The organism is Streptomyces sp. NPDC001889 (genome assembly GCF_053594535.1).
Window position 1 is genome coordinate 227,967 of the sequence record NZ_JBSFER010000009.1, and the last position, 21,629, is coordinate 249,595.

The window sequence follows — 21,629 nt, forward strand, 5'->3', positions numbered from 1 at the left end:
GCCCCCAGCGAGGCTGGATTTCGTGCCTCGCCCACCTGCGAGGGTGAGGTGGTGCTGCCCAGACGCCGGAGAGGCTGGGAGGGGTGGCTCACACGCCGGAGAGCCTGGGTGGGCCTGGCCTACGCTCCGGAGGAACCGGAGAGGTGCGGCTCAACCCGCGGAGAGGCGGGGGTCGTGCGGCTCAACCCATGAAAAGGCGGGGGTCGCACGGCTCAACCGGTGGGGCGGGGGTCGCACGGCTCAACCCATGAAAAAGCGGGGGTCGCACGGCTCAACCGGTGGGGCTGGGGTCGTGCCGCTCAACCGGCCGGCCGGGGTCGTGCCGCTCACGGTTCGGTGGGGGCGATGGCGCACGCGCCCGGGCTGCGGGGTGCCCGGGTTGTCGCTACGGCGGGTCCCCGGCGGCGATACGGGCCAGGCGGCGCGCCTCCCCGCGGGCGACCCGCGCGATCGTGGCCTCGTCGGCGGTGGTCAGCCGCCCGTCCTCCACCACCGCCCTGCCGTGCACCAGCGACAGACTCACCGGCGCGGGCGCCCCCAGCACCAGCGCCGCCACCGGGTCGGCGATGGTCGAGTGGGCGAGGGTGTCCAGCCTCCAGAGGACCAGGTCCGCGAGTTTCCCGGGCTCCAGGGAGCCGATGTGGTCCGCGCGGCCGAGCACCCGGGCGCCGCCGTGGGTGCCCAGACGCAGCGCCTGGCGGGCTGTCAGCGCGGCCTCCCGGTGGGCGCCGAGCCGGTTGATGAGCAGGGCGTTCCGCAGTTCGGTGTGGAGTTCGCCGGACTCGTTGGAGGCGGTCCCGTCGACCCCGAGGCCGACCGGCACCCCGGCCCGCAGAAGATCGGGGACCCGGGCGATACCGGCGCCGAGCCGGGCGTTGGAGGAGGGGCAGTGGGCGACACCGGTGCCGGTACGGGCGTACGCGGCGATGTCCCGGTCGCCCAGGTGGACACAGTGGGCGAGCCAGACATCCGGCCCGAGCCACCCGGTGGACGCGAAGTAGTCGGTGGGCCCCATCCCGAACAGCTCCTCGCAGAACCGCTCCTCCTCCGCGGTCTCCGAGCCGTGGGTGTGCAGCCGCACGCCCGCGCCCCGGGCGAGTTCGGCGCCCTGGCGCATCAGTTCCGTGGAGACGGAGAACGGGGAGCAGGGCGCCACCGCGATCCGGGTCATCGACCCGGGCGAGGGGTCGTGGTGCGCTGCGATGGTCTCCTCGGTGGCGGCGAGCGCGCCGTCGAGCGTCTCGACGGCGAAGTCCGGCGGCAGCCCTCCCAGGGAGGTGCCCCGGTCCATGGAGCCCCGCGCGAGAGTGAGGCGTACACCCAGCTCGCGCGCGGCGCCGACGATCGCCCCGGACAGATCCCCGGCGCCCCGTGGATACACATAGTGGTGGTCCGCGGCGGTGGTGACCCCGCCGCGCGCCATCATCGCGAGCGAGCCGCGTGCCGCCGCGCCCACCATCTCCTCGTCGATCCGGGCCCAGGTCGGATAGAGCGCGACGAGCCAGTCGAAGAGACGGTGGTCGGTGGCGAGCCCCCGGGTGATCCACTGGTAGAAGTGGTGGTGGGTGTTGATCAGCCCGGGGGTGGCGAGGTGCCCGGACGCGTCGACACGGCGGACGACGTTCTCCAGCCCGCCCGGCGCGTCCCCCGCGCCGACGGACTCGATCAGATGGTCCGCGACGACGAGATGCCCCCGGCGGTGCTCGGTGTCCTCCGCGTCCACGGTCGCGATGGCGCAGTTCTCGATGACGATGCGACGCGCACCCGGCATGGCGGAACCTCTCTCCTCGGTCGGACGGTCAGACCGCGCCCGGGCCGGGCGGGATCAGGGAGGGGGCTCCGTCCCTGAGGACGGTGGCCTCGATCAGCCCGTGGGGGCGGTCGGCGGCGAGGTAGACCTCGTGGTCGTTGGTGAGGCCGAAAGGGGTCAGATCCACCAGGAAGTGATGGTTGTTCGGCAGGGAGAGGCGGATCTCGTCCAGTTCCCCGTCGCCCTCGATGACGGACGCCCCCATCCGGTAGAGGGTCTGCTGGAGGGAGAGCGAGTAGGTCTCGGCGAAGGCCCGCAGCAGGTTCGCGCGCGCCTGTCCGTACGAGGTGTCCCAGTCGGGCGCACGGGTGGCGTCCGAGGCCCAGGAGTAGCGCCAGCGGGCACGGACATCGGTCGCCAGAATCCGGTCGTACGCCTCCTGGAGTGTGGTGTACCTGTCCTTCACATAGCCGGAGAACTCGGAGTCCGTGGAGTTCAGCACGGTGAGGCCGTCGAGCCCGGAGACCACCTGCCACCGCTCGCCGTCGTAGCCGATCCGGCTGACCCGGGTCTCCCGCCCGGTACGGACGAAGGAGTGCCCCGTTCCGCCGTCCCCGGGGGAGTTCTCGACGCGGCTCCAGCCGTGTTCCTCGATCCGGATGCCGGCCCGGTGGACCGCCGGCTGCGAGGTGACGAAGTGGCGCGCCAGTTCGATCCCGAACTCCTCCGCGGAGGCTATCCCCCGCTCCTTGGCGAAGGCGTACACGGTGTTCTTGGTGGTGTCGGTGGGCAGCAGGCCGGAGTTGGAGCCGGAGTAGTGGGCCTCGTCGAACTCTCCGGCGAGGGTCACCGAGACGGTGAGGTCCTTGATGTGGTGGACGGCGCCCTCGCGGATGACCCGGACGACGCGGACACCCGCCTTGCCGTACTGGTTCTGGCCGAGAATCGTGGGCATGGACCAGGGCCTTTCGTCGGGATCGGGCGGGATCAGTGAGCGGGGTCCGGTGCCGTGCGTCGCCAGGCGGAGGATCGCGCCACTGCGGTGGGGGTGCCTCCCGTGCCTCCCGTGCCCACCGGACACGCGAGCCCGGCGAGGTCCCGGCGAGGTCCCGGCGCAGGGCCCTAGCTCCCCCGGTAGACGGAGTAGCCGAACGGGCTGAGCAGCAGGGGTACGTGGTAGTGCTCACCGGCCACGACCGCGAAGGTCACGGCCGCCTCGGGGAAGAAGGGGAGGAAGGGGTCCGTGCCGGGGTGTTCCCGGGCGAGGTGGGGCCCGGTGGCGAAGTCGAGGCGGGCGTGGACGGTGCCCGCCGGGAGGGGCGGCAGATCCTGGCAGCGGCCGTCCGGGCCGGTCGCGGAGGCTCCGATCTCCACCCACGCGGCCCGGGGCCCGCGCCGGGCCGAGAGGGTGACGGCGACCCCGGCGGCGGGCCGTCCGGCGGCGGTGTCCAGGACGTGGGTGGAGACCGACGCGGTGGTGTCCGTGCGCATGCGCTGTCCTCCTCCGTGAGGCGTCGGGGCCCGCGCTTCAGATGTCGGCCGCGAGGCGGGCGAGCCGGATGCGGTTGATGCCGCCCAGTTCGGCGCGGATCGCCTCCCGCTCCCGTTCGGGCGGGTTCCCGAGCCGCAGCCGGGCCCGGTCCCGCAGCTGTCCGGCCGTCAGACCGGTGGCGCAGATCAGCAGGACATGGCCGAATCTTCGCTCATAGGCGAGGTTCAGCCGGTGCATCTCGGCTCTGAGCGCGTCGTCGGCGCCGTCCATCCCGCGCTGTTCCCGGGAGGAGAGCGGGTCCCCCGCTTCCGGGCGGCCGATCGGCGGGTGCCCGGCGACGGCCTCGGCCAGGTCGTCCGGCGTCAGCGCGGCCAGGGCTGTGTCACCGGCGGCGAGCAGGGCCTCCGGGTCGGGGTAGGGGCGGCCGGCGAGCACCCGCTCGCACCAGGTGGTGCTGGCGCAGACCCGGTGGAGCGCCGCGGCGGCGGAGTGCTCCGGCGCGGCGTTGAACGGGCCGAGCCCGGCGGGCGGTACGGGAGGGGTGGGCGGCGGGCGGTGCGGAGTCGACGTCACGGGAGCCTCCGTGGGCCGTGGGGCGGGCGGGAGCGCGCGGGGTGGGCCCACAGCTAACGCCCTCCGCCCGGTGCCGTCAACAGTCTGTTGAAGCACGATGGGGCGCCCGGAGGCCGGGGTCAGCCGCCCTTCGCCGCGTTCTCCCTGTTCAGATAGTTGTAGACGGTGAAGCGGCTCACTCCGAGCGCCTCGGCGACCGTCTCCACCCCGTGGCGCACGGAGAACGCGCCCCGCGCCTCCAGGCTCCGCACCACCGACTGCTTGGTTCTGCGGTCCAGTTCGGCGAGCGGCCTGCCGTGGCGGCGCTCCAGGGCGGCCAGCAGCCGGCCCAGCGACTCGGAGAGCTGCGGCAGCCGCACGGCGACGACGCTCTCGCCCTCCCAGGCGAGGACCACGTCGTCGGGGCCGGCCTGCCCGGGGGCGATCAGCTCGGCGCCGAGGGCCTCGACCAGCGGGCCGACGGCCCGGGCGAGCGGGTGGTCGCCCGGCGGGGGCCCGGTCATGTGCCGTCCTCGACGGCCGTGTTGACCTCATCGGCCACAGTGACCTGGAGCGAGATCCGGGTGGCGCCGGCGGCCAGGGTGCGGCGCAGCAGCGCGCCGACCGTGCCGAGCACCGCGTCGGCGGTGCCCTCGGCGGTGTTGCCGAACGGGCCCACGTCCACGGCGTCGAGTCCGGCCCCGGGCGCCCCGATGACCTCACGGGCGACGACGGCGTGGGCCGGGGTCTCGTCCAGGTCGAAGGGTTCGGTGGTGAACTCCACTCTCAGTCGCACCCGCACAACCTAACGCCCCGGGAGCGGGGGCCGGGGCGACGGGATGGGGGAACCTCTCCCTCCGGTGGGGTCGTTGGTGGACGATGGAGGCACAACGGTGGTGACGGTGGGGTGGGTGAGGGATGTCCGACGCGGTACCGGTGCGCTGTCCGTCCTGCCGGCGCGAGCATGAGTACACCGCGCCGGTCTACCCCTGTGCGTGCGGCGAGCCGCTGGCCCCGCCGCTGCTGCCGGCCGCGCCGCCGGAGCGGGTGACCCGCAGGACCTGGGCGGAGGACTGGGTGCTGGTGCGCTGCGGCGGGTGCGGTCGGCGCGACCACTGGCCGCAGCCGGAGCTGGGGTGTCCCTGCGGGGTGGTGCTGCGGATGCCGGTGCGTCCGGCGGGGCCGTCGCCGCGCCCGTTGTTCCGGCCCGTCACCATACGGAACGAGCGGGACGCCGTGACCGTGGCGGCGCGGTATCTGCGGTGGCTGGGGTACCGGGATGTGGTGCGGCAGGAGTTCCGGCCGCCCGGCGGGGCCGGTGTACGGGCGGCGGGGCTGATCGCGCGGGTCGATCCCTCGGCGCGGCCGGTGCTGCCGCGCGAGGTGGAGTGTCTGTGGCTGAGCGGGATGGCGGCGTCGGCGTCGACCGCGTACTTCGCGCTGGCGGGGTACGCGGAGGAGACGAGGGCGCGGGCGGAGGGGCTGGGGGTGCCGCTGTTCGTGCTGGAGGTGACGGGGAGGGCGGAGCCGGTGAACGCGGCGGCGATGCGGCTGGTGCTCACGGGGGCCTGAGTGCGGCGGCGGGATCGACCCGCTCGGAGCCGGCGGAGGGCTCTTCGTGTGGCGGAGGCGCGGGGCTCCCCGGCGGGGCGGGGCGGAGGAGGCGCGTGGTGAGGTCTCCAGGGGGCGGAGGATACTTGAGGGATGCGTATCCGACTGGTCACTGACGCGGAGCTGCCACGGCTCCAGGACATCGAGCGCGCCGCGGGCGAACCGTTCCGGGGGCTCGGGATGGGGGAGATCGCCGACGACGATCCGCCCGGGCTGGATGTGCTGGAGCGCTACCGGGCGGCACAGAGCGCCTGGGCCGCCGTCGGCGACGACGGAGTCGTGGTCGGGTATCTGCTGCACGAGGAGATCGACGGGGCGGCCCATATCGAGCAGGTCTCGGTGCACCCGGCCGCCGCGCGGCGCGGCGTGGGGCGGGCGCTCATCGAGCATCTCGCCGCCCGCGCGTCGGCGGACCGGACGGCCGGCATCACGCTCACCACCTTCGCGGAGGTGCCCTGGAACGCCCCCTACTACACCCGCCTCGGCTTCCGCACCCTCGGTGAGGACGAGCTCACCGAGGGCCTGCGCGAGGTCAGACGGGTGGAGAAGCGGCTCGGTCTGGACCGCTGGCCCCGGGTCTGCATGCGCCGGGAGCTCTGACGCCCGGCTCACCCCCCGCCCGTCCCGTACCGCTCCCTCAGCTCCACCTTCCGCACCTTCCCGCTCACGGTCATCGGGAAGGTCTCCAGGATCTCCAGCCTGCGCGGGATCTTGTAGTGCGCGAGCCGCTCCCGGCAGAAGGCGGCGATGTCGTCCAGGGTCGGCGGGGCGGCGGGGTCGCGGGGGATGACACAGGCCAGGATCTCCTCGCCGTACCGGCTGTCCGGAACACCGACGACCTGCACATCGGCGACCCCGGGGTGGGTGTACAGAAACTCCTCGATCTCCCTCGGGTAGACGTTCTCGCCACCCCTGATGATCATGTCCTTGATCCGGCCGACGATCTGCACACAGCCGTCCTCCCGCATGACCGCGAGATCCCCGGTGTGCATCCAGCGGTCGCGGTCGACGGCCTCGGCGGTCCGCTCGGGCTCGTCCCAGTACCCGACCATCACGCTGTAGCCGCGGGTGTACAGCTCACCGGAGCGCCCGCGCGGCACCGTGGCCCCGGTCGCCGGGTCGACGATCTTCACCTCCACATGGGGCAGCACCCGCCCGACCGTGCCGGTGCGGCGTTCCAGGTCGTCGTCGCGCCGGGTCTGGGTGGAGACGGGGGAGGTCTCGGTCATGCCGTAGCAGATGGAGACCTCGGCCATGTGCATCTCGGTGACCACCCGCTTCATCACCTCCGCCGGGCACGGTGAGCCGGCCATGATGCCGGTGCGCAGCGAGGTGAGGTCGTAGGAGGGGAAGTCGGGGAGCTGGAGTTCGGCGATGAACATCGTCGGCACCCCGTAGAGGGAGGTGCAGCGCTCCTCGTCGACCGCGCGCAGGGTGGCCGCCGGGTCGAAGGACGGCGCGGGGATCACCATGCACGCACCGTGCGAGGTGGCCGCGAGATTCCCCATCACCATGCCGAAGCAGTGGTAGAAGGGCACGGGTATGCATATCCGGTCCTGCTCGGTGTAGCCGAGCAGTTCCCCGACGGAGTAGCCGTTGTTGAGGATGTTGTGGTGGGACAGGGTGGCTCCCTTGGGGAAGCCGGTGGTGCCGGAGGTGTACTGGAGGTTGACGGGGTCGTGGCACTCCACCCGTGCCTCGCGGGCCGCCAGCTCGTCCGGCGTGACCCCGGCGGACGCCGCGAGCAGGGCCTCCCAGGAGGTGTCCCCGATGTAGTGGACGGACCGCAGTCCGGGGCAGCGCGGACGGACCTGTTCGACCAGGGCGCGGTAGTCGGTGGTCCGGTGGCGCGGGGAGGCGCAGAGCACGGAGACGCCGGCCTGGTTCAGTACGTACTCCAGCTCCCGCGACCGGTAGGCGGGGTTGATGTTCACCATGATCGCGCCGATGCGGGCGGTGGCGTACTGCACCAGCACCCACTCCGCGCAGTTGACCGCCCAGATCCCGACCCGGTCGCCCCGGCCGACGCCGGTGCCGATGAGTCCGCGCGCCAGCCGGTCCACCTCGGCGCCGAACTCGGCGTAGCTCCAGCGGGGTCCGCCCGCGACCACCAGGGCGTCGCGGTCGGGGTGGGCGAGGACCGCGCGGTCGAGGTTGGCGCCGATGGTGTCGCGGAGCAGCGGCGCGGTGGCGGTGCCGCGGTCGTACGAGAGTGCTCCGGCGCGGTCCGTGGCCATGGCGGGTCCCGTCTGTCGTGCGGGCGGTTCGGGCGGTTCGGTCGGCGCGGAGCGGGATGTCACAGCTCGTCCTCCGCGTACTCGTCGGTGGAGCCCTTCGCGGTGCGTTCGCGCAGTTCGATGCGGCGGATCTTGCCCGAGACGGTCTTCGGCAGCTCGGCGAACTCGATCCGCCGCACCCGTTTGTACGGGGCGAGGACGGAACGGGAGTGGGCGAAGAGGAGCCGTGCGGTCTCCGGGCCCGGCTGCCAGCCGTCCGCCAGCACGACGTACGCCTTCGGGACGGCGAGCCGCAGCGGATCGGGCGCGGGGACGACCGCCGCCTCCGCGACCGCCTCGTGTTCGAGGAGCGCGCTCTCCAGCTCGAAGGGGGAGATCTTGTAGTCGGACGCCTTGAAGACGTCGTCGGAGCGGCCGATGTAGGTGATGTACCCGTCGGCGTCGCGCGCGCCGATGTCCCCGGTGCGGTAGTACCCGTCGGCCATCGCCTCCGCCGTCCGCTCCGGGTCGCCGTGGTAGCCGGTCATCAGACCCACCGGGCGCGCCGAGAGGTCGAGGGCGATCTCCCCCTCCTCCGCGCCGGGTTCACCGGTGACCGGGTCGAGCAGCTCCACCCGGTAGCCGGGGCTGGGGCGGCCCATCGATCCGGCCTTGAGGAGCTGGCCGGGGCTGTTGGAGACCTGGACTGCGGTCTCCGTCTGCCCGAAGCCGTCCCGGATGGCGACGCCCCACTCGCGCCGCACGGTCTCGATGACCTCGGGGTTGAGCGGCTCCCCCGCCGCGACCGCCTCGCGGGGCGGCACCCGCAGCCGGCTCAGATCGGCCTGGATCAGCATCCGCCACACGGTGGGGGGCGCGCAGAAGCTGGTCACGCCCGCGCGGTCCATCCGCGCCATCAGCGCGGCCGGGTCGAAGCGGCGGTAGTTGTGGATGAAGACGGTGGCCTCGGCGTTCCACGGCGCGAAGAGGTTGGACCAGGCGTGTTTGGCCCAGCCGGGCGAGGAGATGTTGAGGTGGACATCGCCGGGGCGCAGACCGATCCAGTACATCGTGGCGAGATGGCCGATGGGGTAGGACGTATGGGTGTGCTCGACGAGCTTGGGGCGGTCGGTGGTCCCGGAGGTGAAGTAGAGCATCAGCGGGTCATCGGATCGGGTGATCCCGTCGGGCCGGAACTCCGCTTCGGCGGAGGCGGCGTCGCGGTAGTCGAGCCAGCCGGGGGGCGGTTCGGCGCCGACCGCGATCCGGGTGTAGTCACCGGGTACGGAGTCGAACTTGGCCGTGTCCTCGGTGCGTACGAGGACGTGCGCGGCCCGGCCCCGTTCGACGCGGTCGCGCAGATCGAGCGGGCCGAGGAGGGGGGTGGCGGGGATGACGACGGCGCGCAGCTTCATCGCCGCGAGGGCGGTCTCCCACAGTTCGTGCTGGTTGCCGAGCATCACGACCAGCCGGTCCCCGGCCCGTACCCCCTGGGCGCGGAGCCAGTTGGCGGTCCGGTCGGAGCGGCGGGACAGTTCGGCGAAGGAGAGTTCGATCGCGGTACCGTCCTCCTCCACGATGTGCAGGGCGGTGCGGTCGTTGCCGTCGGCGATGACATCGAACCAGTCGAGCGCCCAGTTGAAGCGCTCGGGCCGGGGCCAGGCGAAGCCGTCGTACGCGCTCCGGTACTCCTCCCGGTGTCGCAGCAGGAAGTCCCGGGCCGCCCGGAACTCCCCGGTAGCGCCGCTGCTTGCCGTCATGTGCCCTCCTCATTGCCTCACCACTCAGTAGCATCGTGTAATCAGTGACGTACGTCTCACCACCCCCGATCGGGGGTGGCCCCGCCGGGCCCCCCGCGGGAGACCCCCTGCGGGAGAACGGGAAGTGGAGCGGTGTCCGAACCGGCCGAGGCGGTGGAGATGCGGGCGGCGCTGTTGCGGCTGCGCCGTGCGACCGGGATTCCGATCACTTTCGGGGGGCTGCTGCTCGATGCCCAGCGGCTGCGGATCGCGCAGCTCAGCGGGGCGCAGACGCAGGCGCTGCACGGGCTGGCGATCTGTGCGGGGAACGGTCTGGGCGGCAAGTCGATGGCGCTGTCGCGCCCGTGCGCGGTGACCGACTACCGCGAGGCCCGGCACATCAGCCATGAGTACGACGCGGCCGTCTCGGCGGAGGGGCTGCGCTCGGTGCTCGCGGTGCCGGTGGTGGTGCGGCGGAAGGTGCGCGGGGTGCTGTACGGGGCGCTGCGGCGGCCGGTGCCGCTGGGTGACCGGACCTTCGACGCGGCGGTGGCGGCGGCGCGTGATGTGGAGCAGGCGCTGGTGGTCAGGGACGAGGTGCAGGGGCTGCTGGCCATCGCCCGGGAGCCCACGGCGGGGCTCGGCGCCTGGGAGGAGGTGCGGGAGATCCACGGAGTGCTGCGGGCGCTGACCCCCCGGGTCGCCGACCCGCTGCTGCGGGAGCAGTTGACCGCCGTCTGCGGGCGGCTGGCCGCGGCCGGCGCGGGCCCGCTTGCCGGGACGGGCGCCGGGGAGCGGGCGGGGACGGTGTCGCTGGCGCCCCGCGAGGTGGATGTGCTGGCGTGTGTCGCCGCGGGCTCGACGAACGCGGTGGCGGCGCAGCGGCTGGGGCTGCGCCCGGAGACGGTGAAGGGGTATCTGCGCGCGGCGATGCGGAAGCTGGGCGCCCACACCCGGCTGGAGGCGGTGGTGGCGGCCCGCCGGGCGGGGCTGCTGCCGTAGCCCCGCCGGGCGCGGCCCGGCGCCCCCGGCCCGCAGGGTGGGGACAGGCGGAGGGGCGGAAAGAGGCACCCGCGTGCCCCCGGGGGCTTCCCGGGGGGGCACCTCCCGGCGCGGGAGTCGGGGGCCTGGCAGGACCGGACCGCCGGGCAGGCAGGCGGACGCACGGACCGCAGGACGGGCAGGACCGGGCGGACTCGCGGGCGCCAGGCGGACAGGCGGGCGGACAGGCGGGCGGACAGGTGGGCGGCGGCATGATCCCTCCCCGGCGCTAGGGCGGCGTCAAAGAGCGGGGGTGGGCGGTCAGCGGGGCGTCAGGGAGGTGCCGGGGAGCGGTGGCGGGGGCATAGCTTCGGGTGGCCGGAGCATTCACCGACTTCCCTGCGAAGGACACACCATGGAATTCCCCACCCCCGCGGGCGCGGACACCGCGGACCCCGACGAACGCCGCCCGGCAGGGCCGCTGTACGTGCCGGTGCGGCTCGGCTCCGCCGGAGGCAGGCAGCTGCGTTTTCTGCGCACCCCGCTCGGGGTGCGGACGGCCGTCGGCTTCACCAGCCCGGAGCGGCTGGCCGGGGCGCTCGGCCCGGACCAGCGGTGGATCAGGCTCGCGGAGCCCGCGCTCCGCTCTCTCGCGGAGCCGCTCGGGGTGACCGCGGTGACGGTGGACCCCCGGCTCACCGCCCCGGCCCCGGGCGCCCGCGGGTCCACGGCCCGCTCGGCGGCGGGAGTCTGTGCCCGCCGCCGGGAGTGGGGCCCGGACGCCGTGGCCCCCGCCGTCTCCGGCTGACCCGCACGCGCGAAGCACTCGACCCATGGACAGAGGTGTACGGATGACGGTGGTACCCGCGAACCCGGTGCGCTTGCCCGAGCTGGCCGCCCCCTCGGTGTGGCCCGCTTCCGCCGTGCTGGCGCCCGGCGGCGATGTGGCGGTGGGAGGGGTGTCGCTGACCGAGCTGGCCGAGCGGTACGGAACCCCCGCCTATGTGCTGGACGAAGGGGAGGTGCGGGCCCGTGCGGCGGCCTGGCGGCGGGCGCTGCCGGACGCCGATGTGGTCTACGCGGCCAAGGCGTTCCTCTGCCGGGCGGTCGTGGACTGGATGGAGCAGGAGGGGCTGGGGCTCGACCTCTGCTCGGCCGGCGAGCTGGAACTCGCCGCCACCCGGGGCTTTCCCGCCGAGCGGATGGTGCTGCACGGCAACGCCAAGTCTCCGGAGGATCTGCGGACAGCGCTGCGGCTCGGGGTGGGCCGGATCGTCATCGACTCCGAGTGCGAGATCGCGCGGCTCGCCGCCCAGGTGCCGGGCCCGGAGGCCCAGCAGGTGATGGTGCGGGTGCTGCCGGGGATCGAGGCGGGCGGCCACCGGAAGATCCGTACGGGCATGGAGGGGCAGAAGTTCGGGCTCTCCATCGCGGACGGGGACGCGGAGGACGCGGTGGCCCGCATCCTGGGGCAGCCGTGTCTGGAGCTGACCGGGCTGCACAGCCATCTGGGGTCGCAGATCGCCTCCCCGGAGCCGTACGCGCTCGCGGTGCGGCGGCTGGTGGCGTTCATGGCGAGAGTCCGGGACCGCTTCGGCATCACCCTGCCGGAGCTGGATCTCGGCGGGGGTTTCGCCGTTGCCTACCGGCCCGGGGACCCGGCGCCCGCCCCGGCGGCGTACGGCCGGCGCGTCAACGACGCGCTGGTCCGCTGCTGCGCGGAGTTCGACTATCCGCTGCCCCGGCTGACCGTGGAGCCCGGCCGTTCGATCATGGCGCCGGCGGGGGTCGCGCTCTACCGGGTGCTGGCGCTCAAGCGCACGGGCGGCCGGGTGTTCGCCGCCGTCGACGGCGGGATGAGCGACAATCCGCGGCCCGCGCTCTACGGCGCCCGGTACACCGTGCGGATGGTGGGGCGCCCGTCGGCGGCGCCGATGCGGGCGACCACCGTCGTCGGGCGGCACTGCGAGGCGGGCGATGTGCTCGCGGAGTCGGTGGAGCTGCCGGAGGATCTGCGGCCCGGGGATGTGCTGGCGGTGCCGGCGGCGGGCGCTTACCACGTGTCGATGGCGTCGGGCTACAACCTGACGGGCCGTCCGCCGGTGGTGGCGGTCGCCGGGGGCCGGTCCCGGCTGCTGGTGCGGCGGGAGACCTTCGACGACCACCGGGGGCGGGACGTGGGTCTCTGAGCGCCGCGTCCGGCCGGGCCCCGGCGGCCCCTCACCGGGCCGTGCCGGGGCGGAGCCAGGCGAGGGCCTCCAGGGCGGCCATGCCGGGCAGCAGATGGTGGGCCCCGGTGAAGTCGCAGTGCCGGGTCAGCTCGGTGGGAACGGCGATCACGGTCATCCCGGCGGCCCGCGCCGCGGCCACACCCGTGATCGAGTCCTCGACGGCGGCGCACTCCTCGGGCGGCACGCCGAGCCGGGCGGCGGCCTCCAGATAGACGGCGGGGTGGGGCTTGCGGAAGGGCACCTGGTCCCCGGTCACCACGGCCTCGAAGCGGTCCGCGATGGAGAAGTGGGTGAGCCAGCGGCCCACCCACGGCCCGTCGGCCGCCGAGGCCACCGCGAGCCGCGCCCCGTCGGCCCGGAGCGCGTCGAGGAGTTCGCGGACGCCCGGCAGCAGCCGTATGTGCTCGGGGGTGAAGAACCGTTCCCAGTGGCTCTCCAGCCGGACGCGGAGAGCCGCGACGGGCGGTCCGCCGAGGGCGTGCAGCATGGCGAGGAGACGGTCGTAGCCGTCGGGGTGGCCGCACACCTCGGCGGCCCAGCGCCGGGCCGGCAGCGGGGCTCCGTACTCCTCGAAGAGCGCGGAGCAGGAGAGGAAGTCGGCGCGGACGGTGTCGACGAGGGTGCCGTCGTGGTCGAAGACGACGGCCCGGACGGCGGGACGCTGGGGTGGGAGCACGGCGGAGCCCTTCCTTCGAGGGCGCGGCCTCAGGGGAGCGGGCGGATCACCCGCGCGGGGTTGCCCGCGGCGACCACCGACGGGGGCAGGTCCCTGGTCACGACGGAGCCGGCGCCCACCACCGCGCCCGCGCCGATGGACACCCCGGGGAGCACGATGGTCCCACCGCCGAGCCAGACGCTGTCCCCCAGTTCGATGGGTCTGGCCTGTTCGCGCAGGGCTCCGCGCAGCTCCGGGTCGAAGGGGTGGTTGGCGGTGTAGAGCTGGCAGCGGGGGCCGATCCAGACATCGGCGCCGATGACGATCGGGGCGCAGTCCAGCAGGACGGCGTCGTAGTTGATCCGCACCCGGGGCCCCAGCTCGATGAAGAAGCCGAACTCGCAGAGGAACCGGGGCATCACCCAGCCGCCGGGGCCGACCCGGGCGAGCAGTCGGCGGAGAATGGCCTCCCGCGCGGGGAAGTCGCGCAGCGCGGTGCGGTTGAAGGCGTCGAGCAGATCCAGACAGCGCAGCCGGTGGGGTTCGAGGAGCGGATCGGACGCGTCGTACATCTCGCCCCGCGCCATCCGGTCCTTGAACCGCTCCAGGGCGGCCGGACCCCCGGCCCGCGCGGCGGTCACCGGCGGCGCAGCCGGACGGTGACCGGCCGGTGGTCGGAGGCGGCGGGGCGGTCGGGGCCGGGTGTCAGCAGGGGGTCGTCCAGGGCGCGGTAGCCGGCGAGGCTCTCCGCGAGGGCGGGCGCGAGGAGGATCAGGTCGATGCGGCGGGGGGCCTCGCACGGCGGGTGGAAGCCGAAGGTGGGGGCGCGGTCGGCGGTGTGGGCGCCGGCGTCGAGGAAGAGCGGGGCGCCGGGGCGGCCGAGGAGCCGGCGGAGCGGGGTGCGGTCGGCGGTGCCGGAGTCCGGCGGGAGGTGGTCGTCGCGGCGGTGGGCGGGGACCTGCTCCCAGTCGGGTTCGGGGTCGCCGGGCGGGACGGTGTTGGCGTCCATGGCCAGGATGGTCGGGGGGCCGGCCGGGTCGGCGTACCGCCGCAGCCGGTCGGACTCGATCAGCCGGTTCGTGGGGCTGAAGGGGTCGAGATGGGCGACGGCGAACCGCAGGGGTTCCGGGTGGCCGGGCAGCCGCAGGGTGACGGCGCCGTGGCCGTGCCAGGCGGCGAGTTCCGGGGGGACGGTCTCGGTCTCCACCCGGGTGATGTCGGGCTGCCAGAAGACCGCGAGGTCGCACTCGGTCTTGGCGGGGAAGAGCACCCCGTCCATGCCGAGGGCGTCCCGGGTGTCGTCGAAGAGCTTCCGGCCGTCGCGGTGCCAGCCCCAGCCCTCGGTGGTCAGCAGGACCCGGGGCCGGTGTGCGGTGATCAGTTCGCGCTGGGCCTCCCAGCGGGCGTGGTCGCCGTCGAGCCGCTCGATCGCGGCCTCGTACAGATTCCAGAACATGATCAGGTCGGTGGGGGCGGAGGCGGGGGCGTCCGCCGGGCGGGAGGTGTGCACGGGGCCGCTCACTTGATGCCGACGACCATGGACTCGGGGCCGTCGAGGTGTTCGGTGTACGAGGAGGTGAAGCCGGTCTCCGCGAGCCAGCGGCGGCAGTCGGCGCCGGTGTAGTCCGCGCCGCCGGGCACCTCCAGATGCATGATCAGGCTGAGCAGCAGACCGGTGGTGTTCCGGCGGCGGTCGTCGTCGATGAGGGTCTCGTAGACGAGGACGGCGCCGCCCGGGGGCAGGGCGCGGTGGGCCTTGGTGAGCAGCAGGAGCCGTTCGTCCGGGTTCCAGTTGTGCAGTACGTGGCCGAGGACCAGCACATCGGCGGTGGGGAGTTCGTCGCGGAAGAAGTCCCCGGCGTGGAAGGTCATCCGGTCGGTGAGGCCGAGGCGGGCGGCGTACTCCTCGAAGCCGGTGCGGGCGGGGGCGAGGTCGAAGCCGATGGCGCGCAGATGGGGGTGGTGGGAGAGGACCTGGCCGGCGAGGGCGCCCTCGGCGCAGCCGATGTCGGCGAGGGTGCGGCGGTCCGGCCAGGGGAACTTCTCGGCGATGGCGCGGGCCGAGCCGATGCTGAGGGCGGTCATGTCGCGCTGGAAGGCGCGGAGGGTGGGGGTGGTGGCGCAGATGCCGCCGTAGTAGTCGCGCCCGTCGCGGGCGCCGCGCAGGGCTCGGCCGGTGCGGAGGACGGCGGTCAGTTCGTCGGCGAGCCCGGCGCCCTGGGCGGCGAGGGCGGCGCCGAGGTAGCTGTGGGGGCGGGCGGGGTCGAGGTACTCGGCGGTCTCCGGGGTGTTGCGGTAGTGCCCGTCGTGGCGTTCGAGGAGGCCGAGGGCGACGAGGGCGTCGAAGAAGTCGGTGGCGGGGCGGGGGTGGATGCGGAGGCGCTCGCGCAGTTCGGCGGCGGGGAGGGGGTGGTGGGTGAGGGCGGGGAAGACGCCGAGCTCGATGGCGCTGAGGAGGGTGCGGGTTTGCCAGTGGGACCACATGAGGGTGGTGATGGGGAGGGGGGAGAGCATGCGGGGGCTCCTTGTCCCGGGCGGCCGGCCACCCGGAGCACGCTACCGCCCCCACCCCTCCCCCTCTCCCCCGCCGCGCGGGACCCCGCGGTCCTCAATCGCCGGACGGGCTGGAATTGCCCGGCTTACCCGTGGCGCGGGGTCCGTATTCAAACGGCGGGCGGGCGGGAACCTCAGCCCGGCCGGTGGTTGACGCGCGCCACCCCAGCACCTCGGGCCGGGCCGAGGCAGCACACCCAAGCCCCTCGGCGTGTGAGCCGCCACCCCCAGCCCCTCCGGCGTGTGAGCCGCCACCCTCAGCCCCTCCGGCGATTGAGGAGCGGGGGTTCGGGGGCAGGCCCCCGACCGAAGCCCGCGGGATGCGGGGTCCTGTGGCACAGGGTCCGTCCTCAAACGCCGGACGGGCTGGGATTGCCCGGGTTGCCCGTGGCGCGGGGGCCGTCCTCAAACGGCGGGCGGGCGGGGGCCGAGGGGGGAGTCAGGGGGCGGACATGCCGCCGTCTATGGAGAGGGCCTGGCCCGTGATGCGGGTCGCCGAGGCCAGGAAGACCACGAGGGCCGCCACATCCTCCGGCGTCTGGAACTCCCGCTGCGGAATCATCCCCCGCATCCGCTCCCAGCACTCCTCCTCACTCTCCCCCTCCCTCACGAACTCCCCCAGCAGATACCCCCACATATTCGACCGCACCACCCCCGGGCACACCGCGTTCACCCGAATCCCGTCCCTCGCCACCTCCTGCGCCAGCGCCGCCGTGAACCCGATCACCCCGAACTTCGCCGCGCAGTAGTGCGCGATCCTCGCGAACCCCGAGCGCCCGGACACGGACGAGAAGTTGATGATCGACCCGCCGCCATGGGCCCGCATCAGCGGGATCGCGTGCTTCGCGGTGAGGAAGACCCCCTCCAGATTCCCCCGCACCACGGACTGGAATTCGGGGAGTTCCATCCGCTCCACGGTGCTGACATGGGTGACTCCGAAGGCGTTGACGAGGATGTCCAGCCGCCCGGACCCCTCCGCCACCGTGTCCATCAGGGCGACGACCGCGTCCTCGTCGGTGGCGTCGGTCTGTTCGGCGGTGACCTTCAGGCCCTGCCGGGTGAGGCGGGCGGCCAGCGAGGTCGCCTCGGCGAATCCGCCGACGCGGGTGGAGGTGTAGTGGTTCCAGGCGTCGGGCAGCCGGTCGGTGTCGGCGGCCGTGACGGCGGCCCCGCGCCGGGCGAGGGCCTCGGTCACGGCCGCTCCGATGCCCCGGCCGCCGCCCACGACCAGGGCGGTTCTGCCGGTGAGTTCGCTGCCGGGCGGCAAGGTGACGGGGTCAGGGCGTGGATCGTCCATCGGTGGGGTCCTCGCGATCGTGGTCCGGCGGCCGGCCGAAGCCGTAGCCGAGGGGCGGCAGTACCAGGGCGTCGACGAGCCGGGGGAAGGCCCGGTAGTCGGACGGGTCGCGGTGCGGCCGGCGGACGATCTCCCGCAGGGCCGCCCGGTCCGTACCGTCGGGTGCGCTGTCGATGGCGTCGAGCAGGGCGCGGTCGTCGCGCCGGGTGAAGTAGGCGGCGAACACCTCCCGGGCCCGGGAGAGGGCCGGGGCGGGGGACGGCTCCGGCCTCGGGGAGACGGTCAGCCGGTCCCGTACGGTCGGATCGCAGGGCCCCCCGGGGCTCGGGGGGTCACCGGCCAGGGCCCGCAGAAAGGCACGGGTGCCGTAGCGCGCCCGGTCGACGGGGCCGGCGGGGGCGAAGTCGCGGGCGAGGAGCTTGGCCACCAGGGCGTCCTCGTCGACCCGGCCGAGGGGGACGACCCGGTCCATGGTGAACGCGGTGGTGGTGTCGAGCAGGGTGGGGACCAGATTCCGCGCGGGGAGCAGTTCGGCCGCCGGGCCGGCGTCGGCGGCCAGGACCGGCACCCCGTGGGTGAGGGATTCCAGCACCACCCGCCCGAGTGTCTCGCGGGAGGCGGTGCTCGGGAAGAGCAGCACATCGATGTCCGCGAAGAACCCGGCGAGCCGCGCCCTCCCCACCACCCCGGCCGTCCGGGCCGTCCCGGGGGCGGCGCCGAGCGCCGCCAGCTCCCGGCCGATGGAAGCGGGCTCCCAGCGGGGGTGGTTGGGCTTGCCCGCGTACAGCAGGGTGACGGGGCTCCGCCGTCCGCAGCGGGCGACCACGGAGAGCACCTGGTCGAAGTTCTTCGCCAGGGAGAGGGCCCCCAGATAGCCGATGCGCAGCACCCGGTCCGCCGGTGGCCGGGGGCGGGCGGGCAGCCGGGGCGGGAGCAGGTCCAGCAGGGGGTAGACGACGGCGGAGTTCTCCGGGCGCGCGCCGGGCAGATGCCGCAGATAGAGCCCGCGGGTGTACTCGGTGGGGAAGAGCACCAGATCGCCGGGGCGGGTCAGCGGGGCGCACAGCTCCTCCTGGGTCCAGTACCCCGACCAGAGCGCGGTGTGGACCTCGCGCACGATCCGGTAGCCGCCGCCGGTCTCCTCCCGCCAGGCGTGGTGGAGATGGGCGTACGGGCCCGAGCCCGCGTACACCACGTCGCTCGGGCCCGCGGTGGCGAGGCCGCACGGCCCCCGGGTGAGGTCGTGCCAGCTCACCGGCAGCCCGGAGGCGGCGATCAGGGTGGCGGCCTCCCGGTGCATGAGGACGGCGCCGTCGACGGTGCCCGCCGACTGCGGCGAGCGGGGGTCATGCGCGTACAGACGCACTGTCCGTCTCCTGCCCGGTCGCGGTCCGTTCGATGAGTTCGCGGAGCTGGGGCGGGCTCATCCCGTGACGGCGGAGCTGTTCGCCGTGGACGCAGGTGCCGATGTCCCGGCGTACGGCGTGCACGGCCGCGGGGAGCAGATGGCGCTGGCGGAGCCCTTCGCCGAAGCCGCCGTGGGCCCCGTTGTACTCGACGGTCAGAATCCGGTCGCACGCGGCGAGGGCGGCCAGGGTGGCGCCGGGGAGTTCGGGGGCGAGAGCGGCGCAGTGCAGATGCGGCACTCGCGGCCCCCGGTTGGCCTCGGCGACCAGCACCCCGGCGTAGCCGAAGGTGACCACCGCCGTTCGGGGACCCTGGCGCCGGAGGGGGGTGACCCAGACCCCGCCGTCGGGGTCGGCCGAGCAGTCCACGGGGAGCGGGTCGAAGCGGGCGTCCACCATGCTCAGCACATGGGCGGTGGCGGGGTGGGCGGCGAGCCGGTCGAGACAGGCCGCGAACTCGGCCTCGGTGACGGGTTCGTAGACGCGGGTGTGGAGCAGCTGGCCGAGGAGGTTGGTGGCGTTGTGCGCGCCGCCCCACGCGCCCCAGCTCCGCCCGGCGAGCACCAGCAGATTGCGGACGCCGGTGGTGGCCTCGGTGAGCATGCTGAGCGAGTCCATGTAGTACATCGCGTCGGTGGCGACCACTTTGAGCACGGGCTCGGGCAGGGAGAGGGTGAGACCGACGCCGAGCGTCTCGGCGAGCCCGGTGTTGGTGTACGGGACCTGCCCGCGCAGCCCGAACCTGGCGGCCATGTCGGCGGTGAAGACGGCCAGTTCGCGTCCGGTGCGGCGCTGGTGGGAGGCGAGCATCCGGCCGGTCCCGGCGGCGAAGGAGGGCCGGGCGGGGGTTCCGGCGGGGGGCGGGCGGAAGCTGTGGTCGCCCTTGCGGGTGCGGCAGACCAGGGCGGCCCGGCCGTCCCCGGCGAGCAGGGAGCGCAGGGAGCGCCGCACGGCGGGGCGGTCGTGGCCGTCGACGGGTTCGACCCGGCCCAGATAGGCGCTCAGATAGGCGAGGCTGACCGGTTTGGGGAGGGGTTCGATGCCCTTGCCGTTGGCGTCGACCACCAGGATCAGATTGCGGAGGTCGTGCTCGTGGGCGAAGCGCAGGCACTCGAAGACGACGCCCTCCTGGAGTTCGCCGTCCCCGGCGAGACAGACGACCTTGCGGTCGTCGCCGCGCCGGGCGAGGTCCCAGGCGAGGCTGACGGCCTGGGCGACCCCGACGCCGAGGCTGTAGCGCATGGTGTTGGTGAAGCCGGTGGCGCGGTTGATGACCCCGGTGAGGCCGCCCTGGTGGAGGGTGGCGAGCGGGACGAAGGGGAAGGTGCCGCGCACATAGCGCTCGGCGTAGAAGGCGGGGGCGATATGGCCGCGCCCCACGATGAGTTCGGCGGGGCCGGGGCGGCCGTCGGGGACCAGGCCCAGGTCGAAGCAGGCCCGCACGATGGCCAGGGAGGAGAGGTTGCTGGAGAGATTGCCGGTCCCGGCGAGCTGGTGCATCCGCAGCAGCAGCCGGGCGCTGTCGTGGTAGAGCCGTTCCGGGACGGCGGCGGCGAGTCTGCGCAGCGCGCCGGGCAGCGGGCCGTCGTACCCGCCCTTGTCGAGTTCGGCCAGCTCCCGTTCCACCACGGACGCCTCCTCGGGGGTGAGGCGCGGCAGGGCGGCCCGGGCGGGTCCCCGGAAGAGGGTGTTCAACGGAGCCCCGGGGATGTGTGGTGCCGGGAGGGGCCGCCCGGGGTCCCGGGAGCCGCTGTCTCGTCGAGCGCCGCCGCGAGGATGCCGGCGATCTCGTCGGCCTCGGCCCGGGTGGTGATGTAGGCGGGCGCCAGCACGGCCCAGTCGTCCTGGCCCCGGATGATCAGCCCGCGCCGCAGACAGGCCCGGGCGAGCCGCTCGCCCGCGTCGGGGCCGCCCGTGAGGGTGAGTCCGTACAGCAGGCCGATGGCGCGCAGGGTGCCGCGCCCGTCCAGCGCCCGGCGGAGCCCGGGCTCCAGATGGGCGGCGAGTGCGCTGATCCGGGCGGGGAAGTCCTGCTCGGTGAAGAGGGTCACGGCGGCGAGCCCGGCGGCGGCGGAGACGGGGTTGGCGGCGTAGGTGTGGGTGGGGGCGAAGGAGTACGGGCCGCCGTCGCCGCCCAGGCAGGCCGCGATCCGCTCGGTCATCAGGACCGCCGCGAGGGGGGCGTACCCGCCGGAGACTCCCTTGCCGGCGCACATCAGATCGGGCACCACCCCGAAGGTCTGGGCGGCGAAGGGCGCTCCGGTGCGGCCGAAACCGGTGACGATCTCGTCGAAGACCAGGAGGACGCCGTGCCGGTCGCAGATCTCCCGCAGCCGGGCGAGATAGCCGGGCGGCGGGACGGCCATACCGCGCAGATGGATCACCGGCTCCACGACCAGCGCGGCGACGGTCTCGGGGCCCTCCGCCTCGATGGTCCGCTCGATCAGCTCGGCGGCGCGCTCCCCCGACTCCCCGGGCGGCACGCCGAGGGTGGCCTCCAGACAGTCCGGCGGCCAGACATGGACCACGCCGGGCACTCCGGGGCCGAAGCGTCCGACATCGGGCCGCCCGGTCAGGGAGAGCGACCCGAAGGTCGCCCCGTGGTACCCGTGGTAGTGGCTGAGGATCTTCAGCCGGCCGGGCTCGCCCTCCGAGCGGTGGTGGAGCCGGGCGAGCCGGATGGCGGCCTCGACCGCCTCGGAGCCGCCGTTGACCAGTCTGACGGTGGTCAGCGCGGGCGGCGCGAGGGCGGCGAGCGCGGCGGAGAGGGCGAGCGCGGCCGGGTTGGTGCCGTGCAGGGGCGGGTGGAAGGGGAGCGTCCGGAGCTGTTCGGTGACGGCGGCGACGATCGGGGCGCAGTCGTAGCCGAAGCAGGTGACGAAGACGCCGGAGAGACCGTCGAGATACGGCCGGCCCGCCGTGTCGGCGAGCCGGACACCCTTCCCGGATGCGAAGAGGACCGTGTCCGGCGCGTGGGGCACCTCGAAGCAGTAGGAGGACAGATCGGCCGGCCAGGGCGAGTCGGTCGGGGTCTCGGGGGACAGCATGGCGAAGTCGCCTCCCAGGGAGAGTTCCGGTGACGGACGCGGGACGGGGCGGGCGGGGCGGTCAGCGGACGGAGTCCGCAGACGGGCGGGGACGGGCGG

The 21,629-nt window shown here is 74.2% G+C and carries 21 protein-coding genes; 5 read left to right on the plus strand and 16 right to left on the minus strand.

The window, feature by feature from the left end; all coding sequences use genetic code 11:
* Positions 1-385: 385 nt before the first annotated feature.
* The 6 genes from ACWCRA_RS12640 to ACWCRA_RS12665 form a co-directional block, all read right to left on the minus strand.
* Positions 386-1,771: an 8-oxoguanine deaminase gene (locus ACWCRA_RS12640; RefSeq protein WP_451067414.1), complete on the minus strand. Its 1,386-nt coding sequence runs from the start codon at positions 1,769-1,771 to the stop codon at positions 386-388.
* Positions 1,772-1,799: 28 nt separating this feature from the next.
* Positions 1,800-2,705, minus strand: a complete 906-nt coding sequence (gene pucL / locus ACWCRA_RS12645; RefSeq protein WP_451067415.1) for a factor-independent urate hydroxylase — start codon at positions 2,703-2,705, stop codon at positions 1,800-1,802.
* 167 nt (positions 2,706-2,872) lie between these two features.
* The gene (gene uraH, locus ACWCRA_RS12650) at positions 2,873-3,241 is read right to left on the minus strand and encodes a hydroxyisourate hydrolase (RefSeq protein WP_351556203.1); all 369 of its coding nucleotides are present in this window, start codon (positions 3,239-3,241) and stop codon (positions 2,873-2,875) included.
* 37 nt (positions 3,242-3,278) lie between these two features.
* Positions 3,279-3,815 (minus strand): 2-oxo-4-hydroxy-4-carboxy-5-ureidoimidazoline decarboxylase, encoded by a 537-nt coding sequence (gene uraD / locus ACWCRA_RS12655; RefSeq protein WP_351556206.1) that lies wholly within the window; start codon positions 3,813-3,815, stop codon positions 3,279-3,281.
* Between the two features lie 119 nt (positions 3,816-3,934).
* On the minus strand, positions 3,935-4,318 hold the full coding sequence (locus ACWCRA_RS12660) for a helix-turn-helix domain-containing protein (RefSeq protein WP_451067416.1): 384 nt from the start codon (positions 4,316-4,318) through the stop codon (positions 3,935-3,937).
* A complete protein-coding gene (locus tag ACWCRA_RS12665; RefSeq protein WP_351556212.1) occupies positions 4,315-4,590 on the minus strand; it encodes a hypothetical protein in 276 nt (91 codons plus the stop codon). The genes ACWCRA_RS12660 and ACWCRA_RS12665 overlap by 4 nt, the downstream gene beginning before the upstream one ends.
* A gap of 122 nt (positions 4,591-4,712) precedes the next feature.
* On the opposite strand from ACWCRA_RS12665, the gene ACWCRA_RS12670 reads away from it, so the two are divergent.
* Complete coding sequence (locus ACWCRA_RS12670; RefSeq protein WP_351556215.1) at positions 4,713-5,366, plus strand: hypothetical protein; 654 nt, start codon at positions 4,713-4,715, stop codon at positions 5,364-5,366.
* Positions 5,367-5,498: 132 nt separating this feature from the next.
* On the plus strand, positions 5,499-6,005 hold the full coding sequence (locus ACWCRA_RS12675) for a GNAT family N-acetyltransferase (protein WP_451067417.1): 507 nt from the start codon (positions 5,499-5,501) through the stop codon (positions 6,003-6,005).
* Positions 6,006-6,013: 8 nt separating this feature from the next.
* Here the strand turns inward: ACWCRA_RS12675 and ACWCRA_RS12680 are convergent, their stop codons facing one another.
* Both ACWCRA_RS12680 and ACWCRA_RS12685 read right to left on the minus strand, forming a co-directional pair.
* On the minus strand, positions 6,014-7,642 hold the full coding sequence (locus ACWCRA_RS12680) for an AMP-binding protein (protein ID WP_451067418.1): 1,629 nt from the start codon (positions 7,640-7,642) through the stop codon (positions 6,014-6,016).
* Between the two features lie 59 nt (positions 7,643-7,701).
* On the minus strand, positions 7,702-9,381 hold the full coding sequence (locus tag ACWCRA_RS12685) for an AMP-binding protein (protein WP_451067419.1): 1,680 nt from the start codon (positions 9,379-9,381) through the stop codon (positions 7,702-7,704).
* A gap of 159 nt (positions 9,382-9,540) precedes the next feature.
* Here ACWCRA_RS12685 and ACWCRA_RS12690 point away from each other — a divergent pair, with 159 nt between their 5' ends.
* From ACWCRA_RS12690 to lysA, 3 genes are all read left to right on the plus strand, one after another.
* Entirely contained in the window at positions 9,541-10,362 is an 822-nt protein-coding gene (locus ACWCRA_RS12690; protein ID WP_451067436.1) for a response regulator transcription factor, read from the plus strand.
* A gap of 394 nt (positions 10,363-10,756) precedes the next feature.
* Positions 10,757-11,149 (plus strand): SAV_915 family protein, encoded by a 393-nt coding sequence (locus ACWCRA_RS12695; protein ID WP_351556230.1) that lies wholly within the window; start codon positions 10,757-10,759, stop codon positions 11,147-11,149.
* A gap of 43 nt (positions 11,150-11,192) precedes the next feature.
* The gene (lysA, locus tag ACWCRA_RS12700) at positions 11,193-12,530 is read left to right on the plus strand and encodes a diaminopimelate decarboxylase (RefSeq protein ID WP_351556233.1); all 1,338 of its coding nucleotides are present in this window, start codon (positions 11,193-11,195) and stop codon (positions 12,528-12,530) included.
* A 31-nt stretch (positions 12,531-12,561) separates the two neighbouring features.
* On the opposite strand, the gene ACWCRA_RS12705 is transcribed toward lysA, so the two are convergent.
* From ACWCRA_RS12705 to ACWCRA_RS12740, 8 genes are all read right to left on the minus strand, one after another.
* On the minus strand, positions 12,562-13,248 hold the full coding sequence (locus ACWCRA_RS12705; RefSeq protein ID WP_451067420.1) for an HAD family hydrolase: 687 nt from the start codon (positions 13,246-13,248) through the stop codon (positions 12,562-12,564).
* 29 nt (positions 13,249-13,277) lie between these two features.
* On the minus strand, positions 13,278-13,868 hold the full coding sequence (locus ACWCRA_RS12710) for a sugar O-acetyltransferase (RefSeq protein ID WP_351556239.1): 591 nt from the start codon (positions 13,866-13,868) through the stop codon (positions 13,278-13,280).
* Complete coding sequence (locus tag ACWCRA_RS12715) at positions 13,865-14,737, minus strand: endonuclease/exonuclease/phosphatase family protein (RefSeq protein ID WP_451067421.1); 873 nt, start codon at positions 14,735-14,737, stop codon at positions 13,865-13,867. The genes ACWCRA_RS12710 and ACWCRA_RS12715 overlap by 4 nt, the downstream gene beginning before the upstream one ends.
* 8 nt (positions 14,738-14,745) lie before the next feature.
* On the minus strand, positions 14,746-15,741 hold the full coding sequence (locus ACWCRA_RS12720) for a methyltransferase (protein ID WP_351556245.1): 996 nt from the start codon (positions 15,739-15,741) through the stop codon (positions 14,746-14,748).
* A gap of 478 nt (positions 15,742-16,219) precedes the next feature.
* Positions 16,220-17,077 carry an SDR family NAD(P)-dependent oxidoreductase gene (locus ACWCRA_RS12725; protein ID WP_351556248.1) on the minus strand — a complete coding sequence of 286 codons (858 nt, stop codon included), beginning with the start codon at positions 17,075-17,077 and terminating at the stop codon, positions 16,220-16,222.
* Positions 17,058-18,443, minus strand: a complete 1,386-nt coding sequence (locus tag ACWCRA_RS12730; RefSeq protein WP_351556251.1) for a glycosyltransferase — start codon at positions 18,441-18,443, stop codon at positions 17,058-17,060. The genes ACWCRA_RS12725 and ACWCRA_RS12730 overlap by 20 nt, the downstream gene beginning before the upstream one ends.
* Positions 18,424-20,178, minus strand: coding sequence for a 1-deoxy-D-xylulose-5-phosphate synthase N-terminal domain-containing protein (locus ACWCRA_RS12735; protein WP_351556254.1), 1,755 nt, complete (start codon positions 20,176-20,178; stop codon positions 18,424-18,426). The genes ACWCRA_RS12730 and ACWCRA_RS12735 overlap by 20 nt, the downstream gene beginning before the upstream one ends.
* Complete coding sequence (locus ACWCRA_RS12740) at positions 20,175-21,530, minus strand: aminotransferase family protein (RefSeq protein WP_451067422.1); 1,356 nt, start codon at positions 21,528-21,530, stop codon at positions 20,175-20,177. The genes ACWCRA_RS12735 and ACWCRA_RS12740 overlap by 4 nt, the downstream gene beginning before the upstream one ends.
* Positions 21,531-21,629: the final 99 nt, after the last annotated feature.

Excerpts from the sequence above, each read along its gene's own strand:
- ACWCRA_RS12740 (WP_451067422.1), bottom strand. The coding sequence starts at position 21,530 with ATGCTGTCCCCCGAGACCCCGACCGACTCGCCCTGGCCGGCCGATCTG.
- pucL (WP_451067415.1), bottom strand. The coding sequence starts at position 2,705 with ATGCCCACGATTCTCGGCCAGAACCAGTACGGCAAGGCGGGTGTCCGC.
- ACWCRA_RS12685 (WP_451067419.1), bottom strand. The coding sequence starts at position 9,381 with ATGACGGCAAGCAGCGGCGCTACCGGGGAGTTCCGGGCGGCCCGGGAC.
- ACWCRA_RS12725 (WP_351556248.1), bottom strand. The coding sequence starts at position 17,077 with ATGGACGATCCACGCCCTGACCCCGTCACCTTGCCGCCCGGCAGCGAA.
- ACWCRA_RS12670 (WP_351556215.1), top strand. The coding sequence starts at position 4,713 with ATGTCCGACGCGGTACCGGTGCGCTGTCCGTCCTGCCGGCGCGAGCAT.
- ACWCRA_RS12690 (WP_451067436.1), top strand. The coding sequence starts at position 9,541 with ATGCGGGCGGCGCTGTTGCGGCTGCGCCGTGCGACCGGGATTCCGATC.
- ACWCRA_RS12675 (WP_451067417.1), top strand. The coding sequence starts at position 5,499 with ATGCGTATCCGACTGGTCACTGACGCGGAGCTGCCACGGCTCCAGGAC.
- uraH (WP_351556203.1), bottom strand. The coding sequence starts at position 3,241 with ATGCGCACGGACACCACCGCGTCGGTCTCCACCCACGTCCTGGACACC.
- ACWCRA_RS12680 (WP_451067418.1), bottom strand. The coding sequence starts at position 7,642 with ATGGCCACGGACCGCGCCGGAGCACTCTCGTACGACCGCGGCACCGCC.
- ACWCRA_RS12720 (WP_351556245.1), bottom strand. The coding sequence starts at position 15,741 with ATGCTCTCCCCCCTCCCCATCACCACCCTCATGTGGTCCCACTGGCAA.
- ACWCRA_RS12695 (WP_351556230.1), top strand. The coding sequence starts at position 10,757 with ATGGAATTCCCCACCCCCGCGGGCGCGGACACCGCGGACCCCGACGAA.
- lysA (WP_351556233.1), top strand. The coding sequence starts at position 11,193 with ATGACGGTGGTACCCGCGAACCCGGTGCGCTTGCCCGAGCTGGCCGCC.
- ACWCRA_RS12660 (WP_451067416.1), bottom strand. The coding sequence starts at position 4,318 with ATGACCGGGCCCCCGCCGGGCGACCACCCGCTCGCCCGGGCCGTCGGC.
- ACWCRA_RS12640 (WP_451067414.1), bottom strand. The coding sequence starts at position 1,771 with ATGCCGGGTGCGCGTCGCATCGTCATCGAGAACTGCGCCATCGCGACC.